This is a genomic window from Blastococcus sp. TBT05-19 (assembly GCF_003319095.1).
Lineage (GTDB): Bacteria > Actinomycetota > Actinomycetes > Mycobacteriales > Geodermatophilaceae > Blastococcus.
The window spans coordinates 630,339-642,665 of record NZ_QOHI01000001.1 but is presented as its reverse complement, the minus strand read 5'-3'; the positions used below and the strand labels follow the sequence as shown (position 1 = coordinate 642,665).

Genomic DNA, 12,327 nt, shown 5'->3' with positions numbered 1-12,327 from the left:
GCCGACCGCCCCGCCCCCGACCGCAACCTGGCCCTGGAGCTGGTGCGGGTCACCGAGGCCGCAGCCATGGCGGCCGGCCGCTGGGTGGGCCGGGGCGACAAGAACGGTGGCGACGGCGCGGCCGTGGACGCGATGCGCGCGCTCATCGGCACGGTGCGCATGAACGGCGTCGTCGTCATCGGGGAGGGCGAGAAGGACGAGGCGCCCATGCTCTACAACGGCGAGCAGGTCGGTGACGGCCACGGCATCGACTGCGACGTCGCGGTCGACCCGATCGACGGCACCACGCTGATGGCCAAGGGCATGCCGAACGCCATCGCGGTCATGGCCGTGGCCGAGCGGGGCGCCATGTACGACCCGTCGGCGGTCTTCTACATGGAGAAGCTGGCAACCGGCCCGGCCGCCGCGGACGTCGTGGACATCACCGCCCCGGTCGCCGAGAACATCAAGCGGATCGCCAAGGCCAAGAAGGGCTCGGTCGGCGACGTCACGGTCTGCATCCTCGACCGCCCCCGCCACGAGCAGCTCGTGCAGGAGGTCCGGGAGGCCGGCGCCCGCATCAAGTTCATCACCGACGGCGACGTCGCCGGTGCCATCGCGGCCGCCCGGGAGGGCACCGGCGTCGACCTGCTGCTCGGCATCGGCGGCACCCCGGAGGGCATCATCGCCGCCTGCGCGCTCAAGTGCATGGGCGGTGCGCTCCAGGGCAAGCTCTGGCCGAAGGACGACGAGGAGCGGCAGAAGGCGATCGACGCCGGCCACGACCTCGACCGGGTGCTGCACATCGACGACCTGGTCCGCGGCGACGTGTTCTTCGTGGCCACCGGCATCACCGACGGCGAGCTGCTGCGCGGGGTCCGCTACAGCGCCGGCGGCTGCACGACGCAGTCGCTGGTCATGCGCTCGCGGTCGGGCACCATCCGGTCGATCGACAGCCTGCACTCGCTGGAGAAGCTGCGCGCCTTCTCGGCCGTGCCGTTCGACCACTGACCGGCCGGCGCCGCGGCTCCGCGCCGCGGCGCCCGCCCGGCGCTCGGGCTCAGGGCAGCTGGCGGGCCGTGAGCCGGTCCATCAGCGCGCGCCAGCGGCTCGCCGACACCCCCGGCGCGAGGCTGCGCAGCCGCAGGTCGCCGAACACCGTGCGGGCGTGGACGACGACCAGCGGCGTGCCGGCCAGCCGGGGCACGGGTGCCAGCTCGACCTTCCGGTCACCGAAGACCGTGCGGCCGAGCAGCTCGGCGTCGACGCCCTCGGGCACGACCACGTCGACGTCCCCGAAGATCGTGCCCAGGTGCAGGTCGATCCGGTCGTCGCTGGTGCGCAGCCCGCGCAGGTCGATCCGGACGTCGCCGAACACGGTGCTCGCCCGGCGGGGCAGGCCCTGCCCGGCGGACAGCAGCACGTCGCCGAAGACGGTGGTGACCTCCTGCGGCGCCCGCCGGCCGACGATCTCGCCGGTCGTGGCCGCGCCGATCGCGCGGTCGGCCGGCAGGTCGGCGACGAGCACGTCCAGCTCGGCGAGGGTGACCGCGGCGTAGGCGGCCTCGGCGCGCTCGGCGAACTCGTCGAGGTCCAGGCGCCCCTCGCCGACCGCCGTCTGCAGCCGGGCCACCAGGGCGTCCCGATCGGCGTCGGAGGCGCGGACGGACGGGACGGCGGGGACGGCGGCGTCGTCGGTCACGCTCCGGACGCTACCGATCCCGGGCGCCGGCGTGGGGTGCGCCGGCGCCCCGGGAACGGTCACTCCAGCTCGGTGCAGGCGGGGACCGCGTACTCCTTGACCCGGCCGCCGCAGGTGCTGGCGTACTCCTCGTAGGCCGACAGCGGCGGTGACTCGTACAGCAGGTCGTCGCAGGCCTGGTACTCGCCGGCGAAGCAGCTCTGGGCGTACTCGTCGAGCACCTCGTCCGGGCCGAGGTCCTCGGGCTCCACGGGCGGGAACTGCTCGACGTCCCCGCCGGGTCCGCCGGCGTACCAGCCGTAGTCCTCCGACATGAACTCGTCCTCGTAGAGCGACATCTCCTCCTCGGCGGCCTCGACCATGCCGTCGCGGACGCCCTCGGAGATGGCCGGGCCGAACTCCTGCGCCATGCCGCGGCCGATGTCCTCGGCGGTGCCGGCGAAGACCGCGGTCACCAGGAAGGTGGCACCGACGGCGCCGGCGGCGAGGCCGGCCAGCGCGGCGCCGGCCAGCGCCCGGCGTCCGTGCGGCGAGGGGGCGGCGGCCGGCGGCGGCGCGACGGCCGGGGCGGGCTGCTGCCACTGCGGCGCGGCGGTCCACTCGGGGTGGCTCGCCGGCGTGGTCACGGTCCAGTCGGACGGAGCGGGCCAGGAGGCACCGGGCGCGGGCCAGCCCGGCGACGTCCGGCCCTCCGGCGCCGTCGGGGCCTCGGGTGCGGGGTCCTGGTCCGGGGACTGCGGCGGCTGGGACATGTGCCCTCCTCGGGGCTCGTGCCCGTGCGGGCACCGACTCGTCGGCCGAACGCCGCTCGACGCCCTGATCGGCGGGGCGCGACCGGGGCGGAACGGCCCCCGTCCCCACGGGTGTCTAGGGTCCCGTGCGGAGCACTGTCACCATCCACACCACCGGGAGCGCACCGTGGCCACCGAGACGGACTACCGCGTCGAGCACGACTCCATGGGAGAGGTCCGCGTCCCCAGCTGGGCCAAGTGGCGGGCGCAGACCCAGCGCGCCGTCGAGAACTTCCCCATCTCCGGCACGCCGATCGAGCGCGAGCTCATCGCCGCCCTGGCCTCCATCAAGGGCGCCGCCGCCACCGTGAACGCCTCGCTCGGCGTCCTGCCGCAGGAGATCGCCGAGGCGATCGTCGCCGCCGCCGCGCAGGTCACCGACGGGAAGTGGGACGAGCACTTCCCCATCGACGTCTTCCAGACCGGGTCCGGGACGTCGAGCAACATGAACACCAACGAGGTCATCGCGACCCTGGCCACCGAGGCCCTCGGCTCGCCGGTGCACCCGAACGACCACGTCAACGCCTCGCAGTCGTCGAACGACGTCTTCCCCTCGGCGATCCACGTGGCGGCCACCCGGGCGATCGTGCGCGACCTGGTCCCGGCGCTGCGCCACCTGGAGGCCTCGCTGCAGCGCAAGGCCACCGAGTACGCGGAGGTCGTGAAGAGCGGCCGCACCCACCTCATGGACGCCACCCCGGTCACCCTCGGCCAGGAGTTCGGCGGGTACGCCGCCGCCGTCCGCTACGGCGTGGAGCGGCTCGAGGCCTCCCTCCCCCGCATCGGCGAGCTGCCGCTGGGCGGCACCGCCGTCGGCACCGGCATCAACACCCCGCCCGGCTTCGCCGCCGCGATCATCGAGAAGCTCGCGGGCGACCTGGACCTGCCCCTGACCGAGGCCCGCGACCACTTCGAGGCGCAGAGCTCGCGGGACGCGCTCGTCGAGGGGTCGGGCCAGCTGAAGACCATCGCCGTCGGGCTGATCAAGATCGCCAACGACCTGCGCTGGATGGGCTCGGGGCCGCGCACGGGCCTCGGCGAGATCCAGCTCCCCGACCTCCAGCCCGGCAGCTCGATCATGCCCGGCAAGGTGAACCCGGTGATCCCCGAGGCGGTCATCCAGGTGGGCGCCCAGGTCATCGGCAACGACGCCGCCGTCACCTACGCCGGCACCACCGGCGTCTTCGAGCTCAACGTGACCCTGCCGCTGATGGCCCGCAACGTGCTGGAGTCCATCCGGCTGCTGGCCAACGTCAGCCGGCTGCTGGCCGACCGCTGCGTCGACGGCATCGTGGCCAACGTCGAGCAGTGCCGGGAGTACGCGGAGTCCTCCCCCTCGATCGTGACGCCGCTGAACAAGTACATCGGCTACGAGGAGGCCGCGATCGTGGCCAAGCAGTCGCTCAAGGAGCAGAAGACGATCCGCCAGGTCGTCGTGGAGCGGGGCTACGTGGAGCAGGGCAAGCTCACCGAGCAGCAGCTCGACGAGGCCCTCGACGTCCTCTCGATGACCCACCCCTGACCCCCTCGTCGTCCCGGCCGGTGTGACCACGGGCCGGGACGGCTGGGACGTCTGGGGCCAGGTGGGAGCACTGGTTCCCAGGAGCCTGGGCCTCCTCCGGGCCCCGGCGAGTCGCGGGACGCGGCCCTCGGCGGGCGGGTGACCATTCCTCCGTCCGGAGTCGGGCCGGAAGGCTCCTCTCCTCCCCCGGCCGTCCCGTGCGGTCGGTGCGCGCCCCCGGCACCCCGGCCGGGAACGGTGTCGGGACCCCAGCGGGACGCCACAGGTGTCCGCCCGGGCGGACACCGTCCCGAGAGGAGCGCACCCGGTGGTCGCACGCGAGCTGATCCGCTTCCAGGCGCCGTCGCTGCCGAGCCTGCGCGAGGTCGAGCCCTTCTTCGCCGAGGCCGAGCGGCTGCGCTGGTTCTCCAACGGCGGCCCGTGCGTGACCCGGCTGGAGCGCGCCTGCGCCGACCGGCTGGGGCTCGAGCACCCCGGTGTGGCGGTGAACAACGCGACCTCCGGGCTGATGGTGGCGCTGCGCGCCTGCCTCGGCGTCCCCCGGGGCGAGCGGCGACTGGTCGCCGTTCCCTCGTTCACCTTCGTCGCGAGCGTCAACGCCGTGGCCTGGGCCGGCTTCCAGCCGGTGTTCATCGACGTGGACCCGCACGACTGGCAGCCCTCGGAGGCCTCGCTCGCCCAGCTCTGGGACCTGCGCGACGAACTGGCCGGGGTGCTGCACTGCTCCACCTTCGGCACCGCCCCCAGCCGCGCGCGCCGGGACTCGATCGCGGCCCTGGCCCGGGACCTCGGGGTTCCCCTCGTGGTCGACTCCGCAGCGGGGTTCGGCGCCGTGGACGAGGACGGCCGCGAGCTCGGCGACCAGGGCGACGCCGAGGTGTTCAGCTTCCACGCGACCAAGCCCTTCGCCATCGGGGAGGGCGGGCTGGTCACGTCCCGCTCGGCCACGGTCCTCGCCTCGCTCGCCGAGCTGATCAACTTCGGCTTCGACCACACCCGCTCGGTCACCGGGCCGCTGGGCATCAACGCGAAGATGCCCGAGCTGACCGCCGCCGTGGGCCTCGCCGTGCTGGACCGTTTCGACGACGCGCTGGCCCACCGCCGCGCGGCGGCCGGCTGGCTCCGCGACGAGCTGGAGTCCGCCGGCGTGTCGTTCCAGGCCGGCTCCGCCGGCTCGACGTTCCAGTTCGTCCCCGTGGCGCTGCCGAGCGCCGCCGCGCGCGACCTCCTGCTGCGGAAGGCCCACGACGCCCGCATCGAGGTCCGCGTGTACTTCGACCCGCCGATGCACCAGCTGCCGGCGCTCTCCTCCGCCCGACGCGCGTTCGACCTGCGCGTCACGGAGTCGCTGTCGCGGCGGATCGTCGGCCTGCCGATGGCCAACGACATCAGCGCGGACTCGCTCCAGCGGATCCGGGACCTGGTCGTCCGCGCCGTCGCGACGACGCCACGGCGCGCGCCGCACCGAGCCACGACCGCGCCGGTGTCGCGGGCCCCCGAGCTGGTCCCCCATCCACGGCGCAGGACGGCCGACGGCCTCGTCCTCGCCCCCACCGCCGCACAGTTGCCCGCGGTGCCGTGACCGCCACCCCGCTGGTCGTCATCGGCGCGGGCGGCTTCGGGCGCGAGGTGCACGACGTGATCGAGGCGATCAACGACACCGCGCCGCGGCTGGAGTGCGTCGGCTTCCTGGCCGACGGCCGTGCCGACGTCGAGCTGGTCGAGGACCGCGGCGTCCCCTTCCTCGGCCCGGTCGCCGGCCTGGCGGACATGCCGGCCGACGTCCGGTACGTGATCGCCATCGGCAACGGCGCGGCCCGCCGGCGCATCGACGGCTGGGCCACGGAACTGGGGCGCGAGGCGATCCCCCTCGTCCACCCGAGCGCCGTGCTCGGCCGGCACCGCGTGGTCCTCGGCCCCGGGTCGATCGTGTGCGCGTCCGCGGTCGTCACGACGAACGTGCGCCTGGGCCGCCACGTGCACCTCAACCTCGGGGTCACCGTCGGCCACGACGCCGTGCTCGGCGACTACGTGACGGCCAACCCCAACGTCTCCGTCTCGGGCAACGCCGTGCTCGAGGACGAGGTCACCATGGGCACCGGGGCGACGGTCATCGAGGGCAGGCGCATCGGCGCCCGCACCACGGTCGGCGCCGGTGCCGCCGTCGTCCGCGACCTGCCCGCCGACGTCGTCGCGGTCGGGGTGCCGGCCCGGCCGCTGGTCCGACCCTGACTTCTCGCAGCACTTCCCGAAAGGCGATCCCATGACAGCTCCCCGACTGAGCGTGCTCCTGACGACCCGCGACGGCGAGGACCTCGTCGAGCGCGCGCTCGCGTCGATCGAGCGCCAGGACCTCGTCGAGGCCCTGGAGGTGGTCGTCGTCGCCGACGACGCCTCGGGCGAGCGGGTGCGGCAGCTCGTCACCGCGTGGTCGGAGCGCACGCAGGTCGCGGCCCGCGTCGTGACCGGCGGATCGCGACCCGCGGCGCAGGAGTTCCACCGCGGCGTCGTCGCGTGCTCCGGCCGGTACGTCGCCGTCCTCGACGCCCGGGACGAGTGGACCGCCGCCGACAAGCTCCGGCGGCAGGTGGAGCTCCTCGACGAGCACCCGCACCTGTCGATGGCCGCCACCCGCACGTCGGTCGTCGACGACGCGACGGGCTCGGCGGAGACCCTTCCCGCGATCGACGCACCGGGCGCTGAGTCCCACGTCGAGGTGAGCGACGTCGTCGGGTTCCCGACGCCGAGCTGCGCCGTGTACCGGGCCGAGCTGCTCGAACGGCTCGATCCGGGGATCTTCGAGAGCCCGGACCACGAGCGGCTGGTCGACCTCGCGATGGCCCGGTACGGCTCGGTCGGCGTGCTGACGGAGGAGATGACCCGCCACGCGGCCCGCCCCGGCGGCGACCGTCCCGGCTCCGGCGCGTCGCCCCACGACCCGCACACGCTCCTGCCGGAGCCCGTCGCGCCGGGTCTCCCGCAGCCGTCGGACCCGGCCGCGGGTACCGGCGCACCGCGGCGCGGCGGGATGGTCGTCCTGGACGACTACTTCCCGGCCAAGGGCACGGGGTTCCGGATCGCCGAGTTCGACTGGCTGCTGCGCCACGGGGTGGTCGCGGAGGTGCTGACGACCGTCGAGCCGTTCGCACCCGTCGCCGCCGAGCACGCGGCCCTCTACCCGGGGACGCAGCGGCAGATCTCCCGGTACGACGCCCGGCGGCTGGCGGAGTTCGACTGCGCGTCGATCATGTTCCTCAACAACGCCGCGATGTTCCTCGCCGACCTCGAGCGCCACGCGCTCCCGTTCGTGCTGCAGCTGTACCCCGGGGGCGGCCTCTACCTCGGCGACCCGGTGTCGGAGCGGAAGCTGCGGCGGGTCCTCGCCTCGCCCCTGCTCCGGCACGTGATCACCACCCAGCCGGTGGTCACCGCCCTCGTGAGGGAGGTCGGCGGCGGGTCGGTGCCGGTCACCGAGGTGATCGGAGGACCCGTCGGCCGCAGCTGCCTGGCCCCCGGCGCCGGGCTGCGCACGGACTACTTCGGCAGCGGCAAGGAGTTCCTCGACGTCTGCTTCGTGGCGGCGCGGTACACCCCCGACGGCTCGGACAAGGGGTGGCCCGTCTTCCTCGAGTCCCTGCGCTCGCTCGCCGACGCCGGCCTGCCGGTCCGCGGCCACGTCGTCGGCGGCTTCGGTCCGGCCGACGTCGGCCCGGAGCACGCGGAGCTGGACCTGAGCTTCTCCGGGGTGCTCAGCACCCCCGAGCTGCACGAGTTCTACCTGGGCATGGACGTCATCGTCTCGCCGGTGGCAGCGGGACGGATCACGCCCGGAGCCTTCGACGGGTTCCCCACCGGGGCCTGCGTCGAGGCGTCGCTGAGCGGGGTCGCGATGGTCGCGACCGACCCGCTCGGCCAGAACCGTCTCTACACCGACGGCACCGACATCCTCATGCCGCGCGCGGACGCCGACGACGTCGTCGCGCGGATCCTCGCCATGGTGGCCGAGCCCGACGGCGTGCGCCGCGTGGCACAGGCCGGTCTGCGGACGACCCGGCGCACCTACGGCGTGGACGCCCAGCTCTCGAGCCGCCGACGCGTGCTCGAGGCGGCCCTGGCCGACGCCCGCGCCCGGCAGGCGACACCCCCGGGCGATCCGCTCGTCAGCATCCTGGTCCCGGCCTACAACGGCGAGCGGTTCCTCAAGGCGGCCCTGCAGTCCGCGCTCGGGCAGAGCCACCGCAACATCGAGGTGATCGTCGGTGACGACGGATCCACCGACCGCACGCCCGAGATCCTGGCCGCGGCAGCGGCGGCCGACGACCGCGTCCGGGTCATCCGGTTCGACCGCAACGTCGGCGGGCTGGAGAACCCCCGCCGGCTGCTGGCCGAGGCCCGCGGCGAGTACGTCAAGTACCTCATGCACGACGACGTGCTCGGCACCGACTGCGTGCGCGAGCTGGTGCGCGGCATGCAGCGGCACCCCGAGGCGTCGATGGCCTTCTCGCACCGGGTGCTGGTCAACGAGGACGGGAAGCCGGTCCCCGGCCACGAGTACCCCAAGCTGCGCGACAAGCCGGGCCTGATCGGCGGCCGGGAGCTGGGTGACGTGGTGCTGGTCAACTGCACCAACGTGATCGGCGAGCCCACCACGGTGCTGTTCCGCCGCGACGACGTCTCCCCCGCCGACCTCTGGATGGTCGACGACCGCACCGTCGACGTCCTCAACGACGTCCAGCTCTGGCTGTTCCTGCTCGCCCGGGGCCCGGCCTACTACACCCCCCGGACGCTGAGCCGGTTCCGGAGCCACGGCGGCCAGAACTCGGTCAACCCGCGGTACATCGGCCGGGCGGAGCGGGACTGGTCGAGGCTGGTCGACTGGGGCGCTCGCAACGGCTTCCTGGCCGGTGAGCACCAGGAGCGGCGGGCGCACGCCCGAGCCCTGTTCCTGGCCGCCGCCCGGGTCGTGGAGCTGGCCTCCACACCGGACTACGGCGCAGCGCTGGAGGCGGCCCTGCTGTCGACGGCAGCGCTGGTCGAGCTGACCCGGCCCACGCCGGCGACGCGGTCGGAGGGGCTGGTCGAGCGGGCACGCAGCGCCGTCGTCCGGGAGCGGCTCGCCCAGGAGCTCGACGTGTGGACCCGTTCCTACCCGGTGGCGCTGGCGGCGCCGGCGATCGACGCCGCCGAGATCGGCGCCACGGTGCAGGCCTTCCGGGACGTGCTCGCCCAGGAGGTGGCCGAGCGCGCCGTCGTCGCCGTCCCCGCCGACCGGCTCGAGCAGGCGGTGCCCCTGCTGGAGGAAGCGCTGGCGCAGGGTCCCGACATCGACCTGGAGCTCGTGCCCACCGACGAGCCGTCGATGCTCTTCCCCGGACCGTGGCTGGCGGTGGTCCCCCGCGGCGGCACCTGGCCCGACGGGCGGGCACTGGCCATCTGGTCGATCGACCCGGGCGGGGACGACGTCGACCGCGGCGGAGCCGGGCCCGACCGGCTCGAGCTCCCCGAGTGCCGCGAGATCCTCGCCGACGTGCAGCAGCGGACCGGGGACTTCAGCGAGATGTGGGCCGCGCTCACGGAGGCCGACTTCCAGCGGTCCGGGCGCCGGACGGGCCTGCTGTCCCGGGTGGACAGCACGTTCATCGGCGACTTCGACCGCCGCCGGGCCACCATCCCGCCCGACCGCCCGTACTTCACCGGCGCGCTCGCCAACGGCGTCCGGTACATGGGGGACGCCCGGGACTGGCCCTCCGCCCTCCACGCGGTCGATCCGGAGTGCAACGGGGTCCTCATCGCCGCGCTGGAGGAGGAGCTGTCGCGGCGACCGGGCAACGTCGTGGACGTGGGCACGAACATCGGCGTCGTCGCGGCCAGCCTGGCCGCGCACGTCGGGCCGACCGGGCGCGTCGTCGCCTTCGAACCGTCACCGGACACGGTGCGGCTGGCCGCCTCGACCATCGCCCTCAACGATGCCGGCAACGTGACCCTCTACAACGCCGCGGTGAGCGACGCCGACGGGAGCCTCGTCTTCAACGCGACCCCGGGGAACAGCGCCATCGCGTCGGCCCGGCGCCACGCCTTCGGCCTGCTGAACGAGTGGGAGGAGGTCACCGTGCCCGCCCTGCGGCTGGACACCCTGCACGGGGACGGCGAGCTGGACGGCGTCTCGCTGGTGAAGATCGACGTCGAGGGGCACGAGCTGAGCGTGCTGCGCGGCGCCCTGGAGTTCATCGCCGCGACCCGGCCGACGGTCGTGTACGAGTACACCCCCGTGGCCGCCGCCGACCACGGCTGGACGCAGGAGGACTCGATCGCCCTGCTCAGCAAGGCCGGGGACTTCGAGTTCACCGCGCTCGCCGAGAGCGACGGCGAGGTCCTGCCCTTCCCGCTGCCCGCCGGCTACGCCGGCCAGGTGAACGTGTTCGCCCGTCCGGTGTAGCAACCGGCGCCGGGGAGCCCCGTCCTGCCCCCCGGCGCCGACGCGGGGACGCGGCGCGCGTTCGCGCCGCGAACCGCCGGACGAGGCGCTAGCGTTCGTCGTGATGACTGACATCGACGTATCGCTGCACCACCCCGACGGCGTGCTCCCGCTGCCGATCAAGCCAGGGACCGAGGGAGCGGACGGGCTCGACACCAGCAAGCTGCTGTCGACCACGGGCAAGGTCGCCCTCGACATCGGCTTCGTCAACACGGCGTCGTGCACGTCGGCGATCACCTACATCGACGGCGACGCCGGCATCCTCCGCTACCGCGGCTACCCGATCGACCAGCTGGCGGAGAAGTCGAGCTTCCTGGAGGTCACCTACCTCCTCATCCACGGCGAGCTGCCGACGGCCGACCAGCTGGCGGAGTTCGACGGCAAGATCCGCCGGCACACGCTGCTGCACGAGGACCTGAAGCAGTTCTTCAACGGCTTCCCCCGCGACGCGCACCCGATGCCGGTCCTCTCCTCGGCGGTCAGCGCGCTGTCGACCTTCTACCAGGACTCGCTGGACCCCTTCGACGAGGAGCAGGTGGAGATCTCCACGCTGCGCCTGCTGGCGAAGGTGCCGACGATCGCGGCCTACGCGTACAAGAAGTCGGTGGGGCAGCCCTTCCTGTACCCGGACAACTCCTACGGCCTGGTCGAGAACTTCCTGCGGATGACCTTCGGCTTCCCGGCCGAGCCCTACGACATGGACCCGGACCTGGTGAAGGCCCTGGACATGCTCTTCGTCCTGCACGCCGACCACGAGCAGAACTGCTCGACGTCGACGGTGCGCCTGGTCGGCTCGTCGCACGCCAACATGTTCGCCTCGGTCTCCGCCGGCATCAACGCGCTCTTCGGCCCGCTGCACGGGGGCGCCAACCAGTCGGTGCTGGAGATGCTGGAGTCGATCAAGCGCGAGGGCGGCGACATCCCGTCGTTCGTGAACCGGGTCAAGAACAAGGAGCCCGGGGTCAAGCTCATGGGCTTCGGCCACCGCGTCTACAAGAACTACGACCCGCGCGCGGCGATCGTGAAGAAGACCGCCGACACCGTGCTCGACAAGCTCGGCGGCAGCAACGAGCTGCTCGACCTCGCCCGCCAGCTCGAGGAGATCGCGCTCGAGGACGACTACTTCGTCGAGCGGAAGCTCTACCCGAACGTCGACTTCTACACCGGGCTGATCTACCAGGCGATGGGCTTCCCGACGCGGATGTTCACCGTGCTCTTCGCCCTCGGCCGGCTCCCGGGCTGGATCGCCCAGTGGCGCGAGATGATCGCCGACCCGACCACCAAGATCGGCCGCCCGCGCCAGATCTACACCGGCGAGACCGAACGGGACTACGTGCCGCTCAGCGGACGCTGACCTCCCGACCCGCGCAACGGGCCGGGTGACCCTCGGGGTCACCCGGCCCGTTGCGTTCCCGCAGGGTGTCCCTACGGTGGATGCGCCGCCCGCACTCGAGAGGACCGCGCATGGCCGAGCTCGCCGACGAGGACTTCCTCGTCCTGCCGCCCATGCCCCTGGCCACCGGCCGGCTGCTCGAACCCGAGGACGACGGGCCTCCGGTCCGCATCACCACGCTGGAGCTCGTGATCGCCACGGAGGACGGCGGGGAGCTCCGGGTCCCCCTGGTGCACCGGCACGGCGCCTGGTGGGCGCCCTGAGCCGGTCGTCCCGGCGCCCCTGCCCGGCCTCCCCCGGAGATCACCCTCCCCCGATCGGGTGACCCCCTCTCCGGCCGGTTCTTCAAGCACCTCGCCCGGCGTGTCGATGGATGTGCGGGAGCTCCTGACCCCAGGAGCCCCATCCGCCCCTCCGACGACGCCCGGGAGACGCCGCAGTGCCTGCTCCGCGTACGCCCGCGCG

At 73.6% G+C, this 12,327-nt stretch carries 9 protein-coding genes; 7 read left to right on the top strand and 2 right to left on the bottom strand.

What is annotated here, in order from left to right; all coding sequences use genetic code 11:
- Nucleotides 1-33 precede the first annotated feature (33 nt).
- On the top strand, nt 34-990 hold the full coding sequence (gene glpX / locus DQ244_RS03110) for a class II fructose-bisphosphatase (RefSeq protein ID WP_407060694.1): 957 nt from the start codon (nt 34-36) through the stop codon (nt 988-990).
- Nucleotides 991-1,039: 49 nt separating this feature from the next.
- On the opposite strand, the gene DQ244_RS03105 is transcribed toward glpX, so the two are convergent.
- On the bottom strand, nt 1,040-1,681 hold the full coding sequence (locus DQ244_RS03105) for a DUF1707 domain-containing protein (RefSeq protein ID WP_113810619.1): 642 nt from the start codon (nt 1,679-1,681) through the stop codon (nt 1,040-1,042).
- A 59-nt stretch (nt 1,682-1,740) separates the two neighbouring features.
- Entirely contained in the window at nt 1,741-2,433 is a 693-nt protein-coding gene (locus DQ244_RS03100; RefSeq protein ID WP_113809975.1) for a hypothetical protein, read from the bottom strand.
- A 166-nt stretch (nt 2,434-2,599) separates the two neighbouring features.
- Here DQ244_RS03100 and DQ244_RS03095 point away from each other — a divergent pair, with 166 nt between their 5' ends.
- The 6 genes from DQ244_RS03095 (at nt 2,600) to DQ244_RS03070 (ending at nt 12,125) form a co-directional block, all read left to right on the top strand.
- On the top strand, nt 2,600-3,994 hold the full coding sequence (locus tag DQ244_RS03095; protein ID WP_113809974.1) for an aspartate ammonia-lyase: 1,395 nt from the start codon (nt 2,600-2,602) through the stop codon (nt 3,992-3,994).
- Nucleotides 3,995-4,301: 307 nt separating this feature from the next.
- A complete protein-coding gene (locus tag DQ244_RS03090; RefSeq protein ID WP_158544453.1) occupies nt 4,302-5,576 on the top strand; it encodes a DegT/DnrJ/EryC1/StrS aminotransferase family protein in 1,275 nt (424 codons plus the stop codon).
- Entirely contained in the window at nt 5,573-6,226 is a 654-nt protein-coding gene (locus DQ244_RS03085) for an acetyltransferase (RefSeq protein ID WP_199580125.1), read from the top strand. Before DQ244_RS03090 ends, DQ244_RS03085 begins: the two co-directional genes overlap by 4 nt.
- A gap of 31 nt (nt 6,227-6,257) precedes the next feature.
- Entirely contained in the window at nt 6,258-10,430 is a 4,173-nt protein-coding gene (locus tag DQ244_RS03080; protein ID WP_147251455.1) for an FkbM family methyltransferase, read from the top strand.
- Between the two features lie 103 nt (nt 10,431-10,533).
- Nucleotides 10,534-11,823 carry a citrate synthase gene (locus DQ244_RS03075; protein WP_113809971.1) on the top strand — a complete coding sequence of 430 codons (1,290 nt, stop codon included), beginning with the start codon at nt 10,534-10,536 and terminating at the stop codon, nt 11,821-11,823.
- Nucleotides 11,824-11,933: 110 nt separating this feature from the next.
- On the top strand, nt 11,934-12,125 hold the full coding sequence (locus DQ244_RS03070; protein ID WP_113809970.1) for a hypothetical protein: 192 nt from the start codon (nt 11,934-11,936) through the stop codon (nt 12,123-12,125).
- Nucleotides 12,126-12,327 lie beyond the last annotated feature (202 nt).

What these genes read in the sequence shown, in the direction of transcription:
- DQ244_RS03100 (WP_113809975.1), bottom strand. Translation starts at nt 2,433, where the DNA reads ATGTCCCAGCCGCCGCAGTCCCCGGACCAGGACCCCGCACCCGAGGCC.
- DQ244_RS03080 (WP_147251455.1), top strand. Translation starts at nt 6,258, where the DNA reads ATGACAGCTCCCCGACTGAGCGTGCTCCTGACGACCCGCGACGGCGAG.
- DQ244_RS03075 (WP_113809971.1), top strand. Translation starts at nt 10,534, where the DNA reads ATGACTGACATCGACGTATCGCTGCACCACCCCGACGGCGTGCTCCCG.
- DQ244_RS03070 (WP_113809970.1), top strand. Translation starts at nt 11,934, where the DNA reads ATGGCCGAGCTCGCCGACGAGGACTTCCTCGTCCTGCCGCCCATGCCC.